Origin of the sequence: Stutzerimonas nosocomialis, assembly GCF_005876855.1 — a bacterium.
GTDB classification, from domain to species: domain Bacteria; phylum Pseudomonadota; class Gammaproteobacteria; order Pseudomonadales; family Pseudomonadaceae; genus Stutzerimonas; species Stutzerimonas nosocomialis.
The window spans coordinates 45964-61514 of record NZ_QLAE01000013.1; the positions used below are offsets into that span (position 1 = coordinate 45964).

The window sequence follows — 15551 nt, forward strand, 5'->3', positions numbered from 1 at the left end:
GTCAGCTGGCGTTCTGCCGGGCGCGCGTCGGCACCGGTGGCTGGATGTTCTGCTGGCTGACCCAGTCCTTCCAGCGGGCGCGCTCCTCGCGCACGGTCCAGCCGATCTGCGGTGCGAAACTCTCCGAAAGGTACAGGCCTCGGGTACTGGCCGGTGTCAGCATGCCCTTGCGCAACGTCAGCAGCTCCGCCGTCGGGCGGCCTTCGTGCAACGGAATCAGGTAGAGGTCAGGCTTGCTGCGCTCCAGGCGGGCGACCAGCTTGTCGTCCTCGATGCGCTCGTCGACATGAAACAGGCTCAGTTGCTTGCAGTCCTTGGGCAGGTCCAGGCGCATGTCATAGACCAGCTGCAGCGAGGCGGTGGGCAGGTGCACATAGGCCCGCGGCCGTTCCATCAGGGTCATGCTGCCGCATTGCACGGGCCGCGCCGACCCCGACAGCGAGCCCAGGTTGAAATTGGCCGATTCGCGGTAGCGCAGCGCGTTGGCGTAGGGTGTCGGCAGCCAGGTATCGCCAAAGCGGCCGGCGAGCCAGCCGTCGCTGGTTTCGAGCAGGCACTCCTCGGCGATTTCCTGGATGGCGGTGAGCAGTGGCAGGTTGAGCTCATGGGCCGGAACGTAGCCGGATATCAGCTTGAGAACGACGTCGCCGCGATCCAGGCGTTGCTGGCGCACCAGGATCCAGTATTCGCGCCCCTGCCACGCGAGGGTCAGGCGAACCGAAACGCCCAGGTTGGCCAGCTCGACGGAGAACCGCTCCGGATCCTCGACGTCGATCGGGCGACGTCGTTCGAGCATCTGGCTGAAGTTGAGCGGCGTGCCCAGGCTCTGGTAGCGCAGGCCTTCGGGGCTGGCCTCGACGCTCAGGGGCAGGGTCTTGAAGGAAGCAGGGTTCTTTCGAATGAGGACTCGCGGCATCTCGGGCTCCTTCTCGCGTCGGGCGTGGCCGCTCGAGCGGCTCAGGATTGTTGATCTAATACGGCCGCAACGCTGGCGACGTTATCCGACAGATGTTGCAGGTTGATGGTTCCGACGATGGCGCTGGCGACACCGGGCTCGCCGAACAGCAGTTCGAAGCTGCGCCTCACCGGGTCTTCGCCGTTGGCAAGGCACGCATGGCCGCTGGCCAGGGCCTTTTTCACCAGGATGCCTTTGGCGTGCGCGGCGGCGTAGTCGATCACCGCTTTCTCCTCGCGCGCCTGCAGGTTGTAGGTGACCATCGCGCAGTCGCCCTCGCGCAGAGCGAGCAGGCCACCCTCGACGGTCTTGCCGGAGAACCCGAACGCCAGCAGCTTGCCCTCGCGCTTGAGGTCGGCGAGCGTCTGGTAGACGTCGGATTGCTCGAGGATCGCCAGGTCGTTGCCGTCGGAATGGACCAGCACCAGGTCGATCCGGTCGGTTTTCAGGCGCTTGAGGCTGCGCTCGACCGAATAGCGGGTGTGGGCGGCGGAAAAGTCGAAGCGCGACTGCCCGTTCTCGAATTCCTCGCCGACCTTGCTCACCAGCACCCAGTCGTTCCGCCGACCCTGCAGCAGCGGGCCGAGTCGCTCCTCGCTGGTGCCGTATGCCGGCGCGGTGTCGATCAGGTTGATGCCCAGTTCGCGGGCGCAGGCGAGCAGCCGGAGGGCCTGCTGGTCGTCGGGAATGGTGAATCCGTTGGGGTACTTGACGCCCTGGTCGCGCCCGAGCTTCACGGTGCCCAGGCCCAGCGGCGACACCCGAAGGCCGGTGCTGCCCAACGGGCGATGCAGGTCATGCAGCGTCTTCACGGTAGCAACTCCTCCCAGAAGGGCCTGGCCAGCGGCGGACGCGGCAGGGTCGGAAGCGGCGCGTGGGGCAGGGGGTGGATGCCGTCGTTTCGGAGCGCGGCTTCGACGCGGTCGGAAAAGTCCGGCGCGAGGGCGAGCTTGGTCGGCCAGCCGACCAGCAGGCGGCCCTGTTCGGCGAGAAAGGCGTTGTCCGGTCGGACCTGGTTCGATTGCGCCGGCTCGGCGCGCTCGACCCGCAGCGTGGCCCACTGCGCATCGCTGAGGTCGATCCAGGGCACCAGGTCCGCCAGCTCGCGCCTGGCGGCTTCGATCTGCGCTTCGGGCGCGCGCGCCACGCCGTCCGCCTCGGCAAGGTCGCCGCCCAGGTACCAGACCCAGCGGCCGTCGCTCGCCGGATGGCTGGTCACCGTGACGCGCGGCTTGGTGCCGCCCCCCAGGCAATGGGCGTACAGCGGCTTGAGGTTGACCGACTTGACGATGACCATGTGCAGCGGTCGCCGCTGCATCGCGGGTTGGTCCAGCCCCAGCGAGGCGAGCAGCTCGGCATTGCCGGCGCCGGCGTTGAGCACGATGCGCTGGGCCCTTATCGCGATGCCGTCGACCGTCAGCCCGACGAGTTCCGCGCCTTCGTGCAGAGGCTCGATCCGCGTGGCCGCCATCAGGCTGTCACCGGCCAGCTGCGCCAGGCGCGCGATCAGGCTGGGAACGTCGAGCACCAGCTCGCTCAGGCGGTACACCTTGCCCTTGAAGCGGGAATTCTGCAGCGCCGGGGGCAGCGCGTCGCCCTTGACCTGTTCGACGCGCGAACGCACCGCCTTGCTGGCGAAGAAGCTGGTGAGGTTGCCGGCCAGCGTGCCGGGCGACCACAGGTAATGCGCATCCGACAGCAGGCGTACGCCGGCCAGATCGAGTTCGCCGGTGCCGGCGATCGCCTCGCGCCAGCGGCGGGGCATGTCGGCGATGGCCTCGGAGGCGCCGGTCAGCGCGCCGTGCAGCGCATACTTGGTGCCGCCGTGGATGATGCCCTGGGATTTGATGCTCTGTCCGCCACCCAGCGCGCCGCGCTCGAGCAGTACCGTCGAATAGCCCTGCTGGCGCAGGCGTGCATTGAGCCATAGTCCGGCGACGCCGCCGCCGACGATCAGTACGTCTGTGCTCAGGGATGTGGACATGTCCGGCCTCGCGTTGGAAACAGGGCGGCAGTATAACCCGCGCCGTTCAGGCGGGTTTCGGCGGCGCTGCCGGGTCAGTGCCCGGTGCTGCTGGAAAACAGCTGGATCACCACCACGCCCGCGATGATCAGCACCATCCCCAGCACGGCCGGCAGGTCGAGCTTCTGGGCGTAGAGGACCGAGGCGGCGACGCTCACCAGGACGATGCCCAGGCCTGCCCAGATCGCATAGGCGATACCCACCGGGATGCTCTTGACCACGAGGCTCAGCATCCAGAACGAAATGCAATAGCCGAACACGACCAGCGCCAGCGGCAACGGCTTGTTGAACCCGTCGAGCGCTTTCATCGAGGTGGTGGCGATCACTTCTGCGGCGATGGCCAAGGCGAGGTAGAGGTAGGCGGGCATGGGCAGTCCTTGAGCGAAGGCGGGCGGTTGCGCGTCGAGAATGACAGGCAACGCTAGCATTGATCGTACGTCCGGCGCATGGCTGGCCGCGTCCCGCATCGGTACGCTCCGCGCCACCGCCGCCTTTTGCTAAGCTGCGCGGCCATGAACAGACCCCTCTATACGCTGCTTTTTCACCTCGCCCTGCCGCTGATCGCGTTGCGCCTGCTGTGGCGCGCCTGGCGGGCTCCGGCCTATTCGCGCCGAGTCGGCGAGCGCTTCGCCGTGGGCCTGCCACCCCTGCGCCAGGGCGGCATCTGGGTGCATGCGGTCTCGGTTGGCGAAAGCATCGCCGCCGCGCCGATGATCCGTGAGCTGATGGCGCGGTATCCGCAGATGCCGATCACCGTCACCTGCATGACTCCCACCGGTTCCGAGCGCATTCGGGCGCTGTTCGGCGACAGCGTCCAGCATTGCTACCTGCCCTACGACCTGCCCTGGGCGGCGGCGCGCTTTCTCGATCGCCTGCGCCCGCAGCTGGCGGTAGTGATGGAGACCGAACTGTGGCCCAACCACATCCACCAGTGCGCCCGACGCGGCATTCCGGTGGTGCTGGCCAATGCGCGGTTGTCCGAGCGTTCGGCCCGTGGCTATGGGCGGTTCGGCGGGCTCGTCGCGCCGATGCTGGCCGAGCTGGCCTGCATCGCCGTGCAGACCGAGGCCGAGGCCGAGCGTTTCCGGGCGCTGGGCGCGCGGGCGGAGGCGGTGCAGGTGACCGGGTCGATCAAGTACGACCTGGCCATCGATCCGCAGCTCTGCGAGCGCGCTGCCCTGCAGCGGCAGGCATGGCGGGAGCGGCCGGTGTGGATCGCGGCCAGTACCCATCGTGGGGAAGACGAGGTCGTCCTTTCGGCTCACCGCCAGCTCCTGGCGGATCGTCCCGACGCGTTGCTGATTCTGGTGCCGCGTCATCCCGAGCGGTTCGGCGACGTGCATGCGCTGGCGCGCAGGCAAGGGTTCGCCACGGTCAGGCGATCGCTCGACGAGCCGGTCGGTGCAGATACCCAGGTTCTGCTCGGAGACACCATGGGCGAGCTGCTCTATTTCTATGCGCTGGCGGATCTCGCCTTCGTCGGCGGCAGCCTGGTGCCCAACGGCGGGCACAACCTGCTCGAGCCGGCGGCGCTGGGCAAGCCGGTGCTCAGCGGTCCGCACCTGTTCAACTTCGAGGAAATCGCTGCGCGGTTGCGTGAAGGTGGTGCCCTGGTGCAGGTCGAAGACGCCGAAGGGCTCCATGCGCAACTGCTGCGCCTATGGAGTGATGATGCGGCTGCGGCGCGGATGCGCGAGGCCGGGCTCTCGGTGGTCAGGGCCAACCAGGGAGCGTTGCGGCGCCTGCTGGACATCCTCGGTGCGGCCCTGGCGCGCCCTTGATTCTGCAGCCCGCAAAGAAAGCCCGGCAATGCCGGGCTTTTTTCGTCAGCGATCCAGGTTGGCCGGGCGGCCGAGGTTCTGCGACAGGTCCGGCGGCAGGAAGTCGGTGTCCGGGTCGTAGTCCGGCTTGAGGTACTGGCCGAGCGTCTCGAGGTCCGCCGGGCTCAGCGTGCCGGCCGCCTGCTTGAGCCGCAGGTTGTCGAGGATGTAGTCGTAGCGCGCGTTGTTGTAGTCGCGCACGGCGGCGAACAGGCGACGCTGGGTGTCGAGCACATCGACGATGTTGCGGGTGCCGACCTGATAGCCGATTTCGGTGGCTTCCAGCGCGCTCTGGTTGGAGACGATCGACTGGCGGCGGGCCTGGACCTGTTCCACGTCGGTGTTCACCGCCCGATGCAGGTTGCGGGTGTTTTCCACCACCTGGCGGCGCAGGCTCTCGCGCTGCTGCTCGGTCTGGTCGAGACGGTAGTAGGCTTCGCGCGACTGCGAGGTGGTCAGGCCGCCACTGTAGAGGGGGATGTTGAGCTGCAGGCCGATGGTGCGCTGCTCGACGTCACCGTTGTAGCGCGGGTAGCCGGGCACCGCCGAAACACCGGTGTTGGTGAAGCCCAGGCTGTCGTTGTCGCCACGGCGATAGGAGGCCACCGCATCGACCGTCGGGGCATGTCCGGCGCGACGCTGGCGCAGCGTCTCCTCGGCGGCGGTGACGGCGTGGTTGACCGCCTGCAGGTTGAGGTTCTGGCGGGCGGCGGTGTCCACCCAGGCCTTGGCGTCGTTGGGGACGGGCGCCAGTACCGGCAGGCTGTGTTCGATGCCTTCGAGGGCGACGTATTCCCGGTTGGTCAGGGTGAAGAGCGCCTGGAAGGCGTCGTCGACCTGGCGCTGGGCAAGCATCCGGTTGGCGCGTGCGGTGTCGTAGCCGGCCTGGGCTTCGAGCATGTCGGTGCGGTCCGAGAGGCCGACCTCGAAGCGCTCGTTGGCCTGGTCCAGCTGACGCCTGAACGCCGCCTCCTCGGATTTGACCGCGGCCAGGTTGTCCTGGGCGCGCAGCACCGCGAAATAGCTTTGCGCGCTCTGCAGGATGAGGTCCTGCTGGGCGATGGAGAATTCCAGCGCCGCCTGCTCGCTGGTGGCTTCGGCGGCCCTGAGTCCGAACCAGCGATCGGCGCGGAACAGTGGCTGGCTCAGGCTGGCCTGGTAGACGTTGCCGCTGCGCGAAATCGACTGCGAGCCCATGCTGGTGTCGACATCGGTGTGCGTATTGCTGATCTCGGCCCCGGCGCTCAGCTGCGGCAGCAGGCCGGCGCGTGCCTGGGGCACCACTTCCTGCAGGGCGTTGAACTGCGCACGGGCGGCGGCGAGGTCGGCGTTGTTGGCGACCGCCTCGCGGTAGACGCTAACCAGATCCGTACGAAGGGGAAGTGGAGCCGCGGTTTGCTGAGCGCTGGCGACACCGGTCGCAGCGGCCACCGCGATTGCCAGAGAGAATCTGCGCAACATTGCATCTATCCATGAGGCGGGCAAGGGAGACGGCAAGGCTATGCCGGGTCCGATAGAGGGTCAAGAAGTGTCTCGGGGCGCGCCATGCGGGACGTCGAGGGGGCGACAGCCCGTCTCGCGCGTGAATTGCCGGTCAGGCGCGTGGCAATGCTGGCCACTCTTGATTAGACTCGACCCGTTCTTGTCGGGGTGCCTTGAAGCGAAGGCTGAGATCGGAAAGTTCCGGATCCCGTTGAACCTGATCAGGTTAAGGCCTGCGTAGGGAACAAGATGTACCCGTCGCCCGTTATGGCGGGTTCTCTCGGCGCCAGTTCCGGCGCGCCCGATGTGTCCTTTTCGCCGTGCTGCTCAGGTTCGCTCCGACAACTTTCGAGGAGCCAGCCTGATGCGTGCAGAACAAAACCTTAGCCAGTCCGCCCAGGTCGACCAGCAGTCGATCCAGCCCTTCCCGCGTTCGCAGAAAATCTACGTCCAGGGCTCGCGCCCCGACATCCGCGTGCCCATGCGCGAGATCAGCCTGGACGTGACGCCCACCGCCTTCGGCGGCGAGATCAACCCACCGGTCACCGTCTACGACACCTCCGGGCCCTATACCGACCCGAACGTGCAGATCGACGTCCGCCAGGGCCTGGCCGACGTGCGCAGCGCCTGGATCGAGGATCGCGGCGATACCGAGAGGCTGCCGGGGCTGTCCTCCGAGTTCGGCCAGCGCCGTCTCAACGATGCCGAGCTGTCGGCGATGCGCTTCGCCCATGTGCGCAACCCGCGCCGGGCCCGCGCCGGGCAGAACGTCAGCCAGATGCATTACGCGCGCAAGGGCATCGTCACCGCCGAGATGGAGTACGTCGCCATCCGCGAGAACATGAAGCTCGCCGAAGCGCGTGAAGCGGGCCTGCTCGATGCGCAGCACAAGGGCCAGAGCTTTGGCGCGGCCATCCCCAAGGAAATCACGCCGGAGTTCGTGCGCGAGGAAGTGGCGCGTGGCCGGGCGATCATCCCCGCCAACATCAACCACACCGAGCTGGAGCCGATGATCATCGGCCGCAACTTCCTGGTGAAGATCAACGGCAACATCGGCAACAGCGCGCTGGGCTCCTCGATCGAGGAGGAAGTGGCCAAGCTGACCTGGGGCATCCGCTGGGGCTCGGACACGGTGATGGACCTGTCCACCGGCAAGCACATCCACGAGACCCGCGAGTGGATCATCCGCAACTCGCCGGTACCGATCGGCACGGTACCCATCTACCAGGCGCTGGAAAAGGTCGGCGGCGTCGCCGAGGACCTGACCTGGGAGCTGTTCCGCGACACCCTGATCGAGCAGGCGGAGCAGGGCGTGGACTACTTCACCATCCACGCCGGCGTGCTGCTGCGTTACGTGCCGCTGACCGCCAAGCGGGTCACCGGCATCGTCTCGCGCGGCGGCTCGATCATGGCCAAGTGGTGCCTGGCCCATCACCAGGAAAACTTCCTCTACACCCACTTCGAAGACATCTGCGAAATCATGAAGGCCTACGACGTCAGCTTCTCGCTGGGCGACGGCCTGCGTCCCGGCTCGGTCGCCGACGCCAATGACGCCGCGCAGTTCGGCGAACTGGAGACCCTGGGCGAGCTGACCAAGATCGCCTGGAAGCACGACGTGCAGACCATGATCGAAGGCCCCGGCCACGTGCCGATGCACCTGATCAAGGAGAACATGGACAAGCAGCTCGAATGCTGCGACGAGGCGCCGTTCTACACCCTCGGCCCGCTGACCACCGACATCGCGCCCGGCTACGACCACATCACCAGCGGCATCGGTGCCGCCATGATCGGCTGGTTCGGCTGCGCCATGCTCTGCTACGTCACGCCCAAGGAGCACCTCGGCCTGCCGAACAAGGACGACGTGAAGACCGGCATCATCACCTACAAGATCGCCGCCCACGCCGCCGACCTCGCCAAGGGCCACCCGGGCGCGCAGATCCGCGACAACGCCCTGTCCAAGGCGCGTTTCGAGTTCCGCTGGGAAGACCAGTTCAACCTGGGCCTGGACCCGGACACCGCGCGCGCCTTCCACGACGAGACGCTGCCCAAGGAGTCGGCCAAGGTGGCGCACTTCTGCTCCATGTGCGGCCCGAAGTTCTGCTCGATGAAGATCACCCAGGAAGTGCGCGAATACGCCGCGGAAAACGGCCTGACCGACGAGCAGAAGGCCATCGAGGCCGGCTTCGCCGAGCAGGCGGAGCGCTTCAAGGGCGAAGGTTCGGTGATCTACCGGCAGGTATAACGGGCCCGAACGCTGCATGTGCTGTATGTGCAGCTTCTGGTCGCGGGCGGGGCGCAAAGCGTCCCGTCGGCTTCCAAAATGAACGATAACCGAGGCTGTTGGGATGAATACCTTGCTGGTTGTGATTTCTCAGATTGCCTCCGGATATTTGCGCAATCTGGAATGCGACCAACCAGTTCTTCTCATGATCCCCTGATGAGACTGCAGCAAGCACGCCTCACGGTCAGCCCTTTGGTTCATGCCCAGCAGGGCTTGCGTGCCGAGGAGGCTGCTCGGGCCTCCGGCGACATGGCAAAGCGACGACGCGCCTCATGCTATGTCCGAAGTCTTGATGGTACGCCTCGCCGAACAACGCTGTGCTCGCAAGATTGGTCGGCAGTTGCAAACGAGCTGGGCTTGGCCCTAAGCACAGCGGCACATCGCCTCGAATGGTTGGCTTGCATCATCTGGCCGAGCTGAATCCAGCACGTCCGGTGATCTGCTATGAGTACCAGGGATGGTATCTGGACTCAAAGAAGTGGGTCGATTTTTCGCAAGCCGGCCATCTCGTTACGGGAGACTGCAAGCAGTAGCTCGGATAGCGCCGGCTGGGAGTTGTCCATAGGGCCATCGACGAGGCCAGTCGATACCGTTCAGCTCGGATGAATCCGAAACCGTTCGTTTGGTTTTGTAATTTGTCGACGTGCCCGGTTGGCTATGCCGGTCGGTTTATCGCTACCACAAAGGCGATAAATGCCCACTTGCGGAAACTTTTTAGGCTTTCCGCCCTCCAATATCCGCTCCAGTCTAAGAGCTGTTAGCAGAACGCCTAAGCACTTCTTGACGGAGGGCTCCGAAGGTATCGGAACCGGTCGCGTTAAAGCTCGTTCTCTTTGGGTCTAGGGTAAGCCTGATTCTGCAAGCTGCTGTGCAGGCCCTTCCTATGGGCGATGTAACGCAATGACTATCAATATGGAGTTCACGAGGTAAGTTCTGCATGAGTTTCTCCGATGTGAATCCGCCAAGAGCTCTGACAAGGGATGGGGCTGGCTTGCATGTCGCAATCCTGCTCACCACCTTTAATGGGGGACGGTTTCTTGAAGAGCAGCTGAACTCCATCGCCGGGCAAACTCATCGCGACTGGACGTTGTACATCTCTGACGATGGGTCATCGGATGCTACGCCGCATATCATTGAGCGTTTTCAGCAGCGGCTCGGTTCGGATCGGGTGCACTTGCTCAACGGCCCCCGGGTTGGCTTTGCGCAAAACTTTCTTTCGTTGGTGCGCAATTCAAAGATCGAAGCGGATTTTTTCGCCTTCAGCGATCAGGACGATATCTGGTTTCCGGACAAGCTCGAGAGGGCTCTGGCACGGCTTCCGCAGGTGGCTGGCAAGTGCCCGGCGATGTATTGCTCCAGAACACGGCTGGTCGACGAATCGGGTAATTTTATCGGTTATTCGCCGCTGTTCGTCCGGACGCCGAGTTTCCAGAATGCGCTGGTACAAAGCCTGGCCGGCGCCAATACCATGCTGCTGAACAGGTCAGCACGCGACCTGCTCGCGGCAGTTCCGTCGACGGCGCCCGTTGTATCCCATGATTGGCTTTGCTATCTGCTGGTCAGCGGTTGTGGTGGTCAAGTCTTCTATGATGCTCAGCCAACCATCGACTACCGGCAGCATGGAGGCAACGTTATTGGCTCCAACACCGGCCTGTTGGATCGCTGGCTGCGTATCCGTAGGATGTTGTCCGGCACCTTTCGCGACTGGAATCAGAACAACCTAGTCGTGCTGCGACATTTTCGCTCACAGCTTACCGCCGAAAATCGGGACGTGCTCTGCCAGTTCGTGCTTGCGCGCAAGAGCTGTTTCGCCGCCCGTCTGCGGCTGCTCTGGGAAGCCGGTCTATATCGTCAGACCATCCTCGGTAATATCGGGCTCGTCGTTGCGGTCAGCATGAGGAAGATCTAATCATTCTCCCGATCACCACAGACCGCATGCCCCGGACGTCGAGTGATTGCTGGCTCGGCAGTCCAATACTTCAAGGAACAGTGCCGTGATTCATCCCATCTTTCTGTCGGTCGTCATTACTGTTCGAAATCAGTCTAGTGTGCTCGAGGGGCTAGTAGCAGGTCTGGGGCAGGGGCTCGGTGGGCTGGTTAGGGACTACGAGTTGATTATCGTGGACAATGCGTCGGAGGATGACTCGCTGGCTAGGCTCAAGGCCTTGACCGATGAGGGCGGGCTGCCCAACTTGCAGGTCTATGCTCTGACCAAAGAGGTGGATGCCGACACCGCTTCCTGGGCCGGCATGGAAAACGCCCTAGGCGATTTTGTCGTGGTCATCGATCCGCTTGTAGACGACGTGGCCTTCCTGCCCTCGATGCTCGAGCACTCTATCGGCGGCGCCGACGTGGTGTTTGCCTGCAACCGCCAGAAGCCAGCGCGTAGCCTTGCCTACAAGGCAGCCAGCGCAGTGTTCGACAGTCTCTATAAGAGGTTCAACGGCATTCACTTGAGCAAGGAAGCGCCGCAGTACCGGGTGCTCAGCAAGCGTGTGGTGAACTTCATGCTGCAGCACCCGCAGCCGGCCCTGGCATACCGCTATCTGCCTGCTACTGCCGGGTTCATCAAGGTGAATCTGAGCTACAGCGCCTCACCACGGATTCGCCATACCAAGCGCTTGGGCGAAAGCGTGGACCGGGGCCTGCGGTTGCTGGTCTCGACCACCCGGGCGCCGATGCGCATCGTCACCTCGCTGGCCCTGTTTGGCGCTGTGGCCAACCTCGTCTATTCGGTCTATGTGGTGCTCGTCGGCCTGCTGAAGGAGGATGTCGCGCCCGGTTGGGTCAGTCTGTCGTTGCAACAGTCTGGTATGTTCTTTCTGATCTCCATGGTTCTGCTAGTGCTCGGTGAGTACATCTTGCATATGGCAAGCCTGTCCAACGAGGGGCCTCCCTATCATGTAGGGCAGGAATTCACGAGCGCTCACATGTCGCGGCGCGAGAAGCTCAATATCGAGGAAGTGGGCGGTGAAGAGGCTGAGGCGGCCCGCCCTTTTCCGGAGTATGTAGCCAATGGGCACTGAGCAGTACGATGCCGATGCGGTGATCATCGGCGGCGGCTTCTACGGAGCGGCGATCGCCATCTACCTGGCGAAGCAGCGCGGCCTACGCCGTATTGTCTTGTTCGAACGCGAGGCGGCGCTACTGCAGCATGCTTCCTATAACAACCAGGCGCGGGTGCACAACGGCTACCATTATCCACGCAGTTTCACCACGGCGTACCGCAGCCGGATCAATCTGCCCCGCTTCGTGCGCGATTGGCCTCAAGCGGTGAAGCAGGACTTCACCAAGTTGTACGCTATCGCCCGGCGTAACTCCAAGGTGACCGCCCGGCAGTTCGAGCGCTTCTGTCGGGACATCGGCGCTTCGATCGCAACGGCCGACAAGGCGCAGCGCGAGCTGTTCGAATCTCGTTTGATCGAGAACGTGTTTATCGTGCAGGAGTACGCCTTCGATACCACCAGGCTGGCGGAGTGGGCGCTTGCCGAACTGTCCGATCTAGGCGTAGAGCTCCGCTGCGAAGTCCAGGTCGCAAACATTTTCAGGGGCGCCGGCAGTTCGCTGCGGGTCGAGGCCGAGTCTCGTCGTGGGGAGGGCATCACTTGCACCAGCCGCTATGTCTTCAACTGCACCTACAGTGGCCTGAACCAGTTCGGCGGAGACTTCCCCGGTACCAGCACCCGGCTCAAGCAGGAAATCACCGAGATGCCGCTGATGCAGGTGCCGCCTGCACTACGTGATATTGGGGTAACGGTGATGGACGGGCCGTTCTTTTCCATGATGCCGTTCCCGGCGCGATGCCTTCATACGTTGTCCCATGTCCGTTACACACCGCACCTGAACTGGAACGACGTGCGGGGCATCGATCCCTATCAGCGACTCGAGCAGTACGCCCGGGCTTCCCGGGTCGACCGCATGGTGCGGGATGTTGGGCGCTACCTGCCGGCGGTGCTAGACGCCTGGCATATCGATTCGCTGTTTGAGGTCAAGACTGTGCTGGTCAAGAACGAGGGCGACGATGGTCGGCCGATCCTGTTCGAGCGGCACGCCGAACTGCCCGGTTGCTATTCGGTGCTCGGCGGCAAGATAGACAATATCTACGACGTTCTCGAAAAACTCGATGCCGAGGTTTTCGAACCCACCAGGGGCAGTTTCATGTTGAGGAGTTCCAATGGCTGACGCGCTGATAGGCTATACCGGTTTCGTAGGGAGTACCCTGCTCCGGCAGACCCGCTTCGACCACCTGTACCGCTCGACAAATATCGCCGAGATCGAGGGGCACGCTTTCGGCACTGTGGTCTGCGCTGGGGCGCCGGCCCAGAAGTGGATCGCCAACCGCGACCCCGAGGGCGATCGCCGGAAGATCGAGGCGCTGATCGCTCACCTCCGGGGGATGACCTGCGAGCGCTTCATCCTTATCAGTACGGTGGATGTGTTCAAGTCCGCAGTGGACGTCGACGAACGCACGCCGGTGGACGAGGAGGGGCTGCATGCCTACGGACTCAACCGCCGGCTGTTGGAGCGATTCGTCGAGGATCATTTCCCGAATCACCTGATTGTGCGCCTGCCCGGGCTGGTGGGGCCGGGACTACGCAAGAACGTCATCTACGACTTCCGCAACGACAACAATCTGCAAGCCATCGATAGCCGCGGGGTGTTCCAGTTCTATCCAATGGTCAACCTGTGGGCGGATATTCGCACCGCACTCGACGCCGGGCTGCGCCTGGTGCACCTGACCGCCGCACCGATCAGCGTGGCCGATGTCTCTCTGCAAGGCTTCGGTCGTCCCTTCGAGCAGGTCAAGGATGGCGCGGCGGCCCGCTACGACATGCAAAGCTGCCATGCCGCTCTGTTCGGAGGTCTGGGGGGCTACCAGTACAGCGTCCGCGAGACCTTGTCAGCCATCCGGGCCTATGCCCAGTCCGAGCCGCCTGCACGAATGACAGAGGACGGCAAATGAGACTGGCCATTTCCAACATCGCCTGGGAAGTGGACGAAGACGAGGCCATCGTTGCTCTGCTCCAGCGATATGCAATCGACGCCATCGATATCGCACCGGGCAAGTATTTTCCCGAGCCGGCTCGCGCCACTGACCAGGATATCGCCCGCGTCCGGGCCTGGTGGGGCGAGCGGGGCATCGAGCTCACCGGGATGCAAGCGCTGCTGTTCGGCACCACAGGGCTGAACCTGTTCGCCGAGCAATCGGTGCAGCAGGCCATGCTCGCGCATCTGGGCGCCGTCTGTCGCATCGCCGGCGGACTGGGCGCCACGCGCCTGGTGTTCGGCTCGCCGAAGAATCGCGACCGTTCGGGACTGGACGACCGGCAGGTAAAGGAGAAATCCACCCGCTTTTTCCGGCAGCTCGGTGACATCGCGCAAAGCCATGGTGTGATGATCTGTCTAGAGCCCAACCCGGCCTGTTACGGGGCCAATTTCATGACCGGCAGTCTGGAAACGCTCGCGGTGGTCGAGCAGATCGAACATCCGGCCGTGCGCATGCAGCTAGACACCGGGGCGATCACTCTCAATGAGGAGAATGCTGCCGAGGTGGTTGAGTGCTGCGCTCCGTATATTGGACACGTGCACGCCAGCGAGCCGAATCTGGTGCCGCTGGGCGATGGCGGCTGCGATCACGCCGGCGCGGCGCACGCCCTGACCGAGCGCCTGCCCTCCCATCTGGTCACCATCGAGATGGTGGCGACACGGAACGAACCCCACGTCGTGTCGATCGAGCGCGCGTTGCAAGTCGCTGTCTCTTACTATCGCCAGGACGGCAGGGCCAGTACATGAAATGGATGATTCTGCTGCTGGGGATTCTCTCCAATGCCCTGGCAAGCGTGCTGGTGAAGGTGGCCATGACGCCCCCGAGGCAGTTCCCCTCTCTTCGCGACCCCCTCGCCGCGCTGACAAACTGGCCGTTCTGGTTGGGACTGGCGCTTTATGGCGGCGCCTTCTTGCTGTATGCCGCAGCTCTTGCCCGGCTGCCGCTGAACGTGGCGCACCCCATCCTAACCTCCGGTGCGGTCGCGACCGTCGCCCTGTTCTCGGTGTTCCTGTTCAGGGAAACCCTGCACTGGACGACCCTGGCTGGCATCGTGCTGGTCATAGCCGGCGTGGCGCTGATCACAGCCAAGGCGGCCTGAACCTATGAATGAAATGAACATGATCCATGACATCGCACCCGAGGTGCGCGCCCACTGGCAAGTGCCGACCTACGAGGCCCGCCTCTGGCAGGGCCGCACGCAACCCTGGTGTGTGGTGATCCCGGTGATCAACGAGGGCGAGCGGATCAGGAACCTGATCAGCCGCATGGCAGATCTGGCTATCCCGGGCATTGCCGACATTGTCATCGTCGATGGCGGCAGCACCGATGGTTCTCTGGCCACCGACTGGTTGGAGGGTAAAGGGGTGCGTGCCCTGCTGGTGAAGACCGGGCCGGGCAAGCTGAGTGCCCAACTGCGCTGCGCCTATGCCTTCGTCTTGGAGCAGGGCTACGAGGGCATCGTGACCATCGATGGCAACAACAAGGACGACCCCGACACCATCCGGGACTTCATCGACGCGCTGCGCCTGGGCGTCGACTTCGCCCAGGCCTCCCGCTTCGTGCCGGGCGGGATTGCCGAGAACACGCCCAAATCGCGGAATCTGGCGATAAAGTACATCCATGCGCCGATGCTGAGCCTGGCTTCGGGCTTCAAGTGGACGGACACCACCCAGGGCTACCGAGGCTACAGTCGCAGGATGCTGCTCGATCCGCAGATATCGATCTTCCGCGACGTGTTCGTCAAGTACGAACTCCTGGCCTATCTCTCCTATCGCGCGCCGAAGCTCGGCTACTGTTGCAAGGAGTTGCCCACCACGCGACGCTATCCGAAGGATGAGGTGCCAACCAAGATCAGCGGCCTCAAGGGTAATCTCGAGGTGTTCTTAGTGCTGTCCAACGCCTGTATGGGGCGCTACAACCCAAGTGAAAAGGACGTCTAATAC

Annotated in this window: 14 protein-coding genes and 1 riboswitch; of the genes, 9 read left to right on the forward strand and 5 right to left on the reverse strand. The window is 63.9% G+C overall.

Annotated elements, in window-relative coordinates; genetic code table 11:
* Position 1: 1 nt before the first annotated feature.
* The 4 genes from DN824_RS10350 to DN824_RS10365 all read right to left on the reverse strand — a co-directional run bounded on the left by DN824_RS10350 (position 2) and on the right by DN824_RS10365 (position 3346).
* Positions 2–916 carry a metal ABC transporter ATPase gene (locus tag DN824_RS10350; protein ID WP_138408325.1) on the reverse strand — a complete coding sequence of 305 codons (915 nt, stop codon included), beginning with the start codon at positions 914–916 and terminating at the stop codon, positions 2–4.
* Positions 917–957: 41 nt separating this feature from the next.
* Positions 958–1767, reverse strand: coding sequence for an aldo/keto reductase (locus DN824_RS10355; RefSeq protein WP_138408326.1), 810 nt, complete (start codon positions 1765–1767; stop codon positions 958–960).
* The gene (locus tag DN824_RS10360; protein ID WP_138408327.1) at positions 1764–2939 is read right to left on the reverse strand and encodes an NAD(P)/FAD-dependent oxidoreductase; all 1176 of its coding nucleotides are present in this window, start codon (positions 2937–2939) and stop codon (positions 1764–1766) included. The genes DN824_RS10355 and DN824_RS10360 overlap by 4 nt, the downstream gene beginning before the upstream one ends.
* A 74-nt stretch (positions 2940–3013) precedes the next feature.
* Positions 3014–3346, reverse strand: coding sequence for a DMT family transporter (locus tag DN824_RS10365; RefSeq protein WP_138408328.1), 333 nt, complete (start codon positions 3344–3346; stop codon positions 3014–3016).
* Positions 3347–3490: 144 nt separating this feature from the next.
* Between DN824_RS10365 and waaA the strand changes: the two genes are divergently transcribed.
* A complete protein-coding gene (gene waaA / locus DN824_RS10370) occupies positions 3491–4759 on the forward strand; it encodes a lipid IV(A) 3-deoxy-D-manno-octulosonic acid transferase (RefSeq protein WP_138408329.1) in 1269 nt (422 codons plus the stop codon).
* Positions 4760–4804: 45 nt separating this feature from the next.
* On the opposite strand, the gene DN824_RS10375 is transcribed toward waaA, so the two are convergent.
* Positions 4805–6259 carry a TolC family outer membrane protein gene (locus DN824_RS10375; RefSeq protein WP_138408330.1) on the reverse strand — a complete coding sequence of 485 codons (1455 nt, stop codon included), beginning with the start codon at positions 6257–6259 and terminating at the stop codon, positions 4805–4807.
* A 175-nt stretch (positions 6260–6434) separates the two neighbouring features.
* Positions 6435–6541: riboswitch (TPP riboswitch) on the forward strand.
* Between the two features lie 103 nt (positions 6542–6644).
* Here DN824_RS10375 and thiC point away from each other — a divergent pair.
* The 8 genes from thiC to DN824_RS10415 all read left to right on the forward strand — a co-directional run bounded on the left by thiC (position 6645) and on the right by DN824_RS10415 (position 15548).
* Positions 6645–8522 carry a phosphomethylpyrimidine synthase ThiC gene (thiC, locus tag DN824_RS10380; protein ID WP_138408331.1) on the forward strand — a complete coding sequence of 626 codons (1878 nt, stop codon included), beginning with the start codon at positions 6645–6647 and terminating at the stop codon, positions 8520–8522.
* Positions 8523–9498: 976 nt separating this feature from the next.
* Positions 9499–10470 (forward strand): glycosyltransferase family 2 protein, encoded by a 972-nt coding sequence (locus DN824_RS10385; RefSeq protein WP_138408332.1) that lies wholly within the window; start codon positions 9499–9501, stop codon positions 10468–10470.
* Between the two features lie 85 nt (positions 10471–10555).
* Positions 10556–11587 (forward strand): glycosyltransferase, encoded by a 1032-nt coding sequence (locus tag DN824_RS10390; RefSeq protein ID WP_138408333.1) that lies wholly within the window; start codon positions 10556–10558, stop codon positions 11585–11587.
* Positions 11577–12743 carry an FAD-dependent oxidoreductase gene (locus DN824_RS10395; RefSeq protein ID WP_138408334.1) on the forward strand — a complete coding sequence of 389 codons (1167 nt, stop codon included), beginning with the start codon at positions 11577–11579 and terminating at the stop codon, positions 12741–12743. Before DN824_RS10390 ends, DN824_RS10395 begins: the two co-directional genes overlap by 11 nt.
* Positions 12736–13524 (forward strand): Rossmann-fold NAD(P)-binding domain-containing protein, encoded by a 789-nt coding sequence (locus DN824_RS10400; protein ID WP_138408335.1) that lies wholly within the window; start codon positions 12736–12738, stop codon positions 13522–13524. Before DN824_RS10395 ends, DN824_RS10400 begins: the two co-directional genes overlap by 8 nt.
* Complete coding sequence (locus tag DN824_RS10405; protein ID WP_138408336.1) at positions 13521–14354, forward strand: sugar phosphate isomerase/epimerase family protein; 834 nt, start codon at positions 13521–13523, stop codon at positions 14352–14354. Before DN824_RS10400 ends, DN824_RS10405 begins: the two co-directional genes overlap by 4 nt.
* Positions 14355–14359: 5 nt before the next feature.
* Positions 14360–14707, forward strand: coding sequence for an SMR family transporter (locus DN824_RS10410; RefSeq protein ID WP_241666689.1), 348 nt, complete (start codon positions 14360–14362; stop codon positions 14705–14707).
* 19 nt (positions 14708–14726) lie between these two features.
* Complete coding sequence (locus tag DN824_RS10415) at positions 14727–15548, forward strand: glycosyltransferase family 2 protein (RefSeq protein ID WP_138408338.1); 822 nt, start codon at positions 14727–14729, stop codon at positions 15546–15548.
* Positions 15549–15551 lie beyond the last annotated feature (3 nt).

What these genes read in the sequence shown, in the direction of transcription:
- DN824_RS10350 (WP_138408325.1), bottom strand. Translation starts at nt 916, where the DNA reads ATGCCGCGAGTCCTCATTCGAAAGAACCCTGCTTCCTTCAAGACCCTG.
- DN824_RS10360 (WP_138408327.1), bottom strand. Translation starts at nt 2,939, where the DNA reads ATGTCCACATCCCTGAGCACAGACGTACTGATCGTCGGCGGCGGCGTC.
- DN824_RS10365 (WP_138408328.1), bottom strand. Translation starts at nt 3,346, where the DNA reads ATGCCCGCCTACCTCTACCTCGCCTTGGCCATCGCCGCAGAAGTGATC.
- waaA (WP_138408329.1), top strand. Translation starts at nt 3,491, where the DNA reads ATGAACAGACCCCTCTATACGCTGCTTTTTCACCTCGCCCTGCCGCTG.
- DN824_RS10375 (WP_138408330.1), bottom strand. Translation starts at nt 6,259, where the DNA reads ATGTTGCGCAGATTCTCTCTGGCAATCGCGGTGGCCGCTGCGACCGGT.
- thiC (WP_138408331.1), top strand. Translation starts at nt 6,645, where the DNA reads ATGCGTGCAGAACAAAACCTTAGCCAGTCCGCCCAGGTCGACCAGCAG.
- DN824_RS10385 (WP_138408332.1), top strand. Translation starts at nt 9,499, where the DNA reads ATGAGTTTCTCCGATGTGAATCCGCCAAGAGCTCTGACAAGGGATGGG.
- DN824_RS10395 (WP_138408334.1), top strand. Translation starts at nt 11,577, where the DNA reads ATGGGCACTGAGCAGTACGATGCCGATGCGGTGATCATCGGCGGCGGC.
- DN824_RS10400 (WP_138408335.1), top strand. Translation starts at nt 12,736, where the DNA reads ATGGCTGACGCGCTGATAGGCTATACCGGTTTCGTAGGGAGTACCCTG.
- DN824_RS10405 (WP_138408336.1), top strand. Translation starts at nt 13,521, where the DNA reads ATGAGACTGGCCATTTCCAACATCGCCTGGGAAGTGGACGAAGACGAG.
- DN824_RS10410 (WP_241666689.1), top strand. Translation starts at nt 14,360, where the DNA reads ATGATTCTGCTGCTGGGGATTCTCTCCAATGCCCTGGCAAGCGTGCTG.
- DN824_RS10415 (WP_138408338.1), top strand. Translation starts at nt 14,727, where the DNA reads ATGATCCATGACATCGCACCCGAGGTGCGCGCCCACTGGCAAGTGCCG.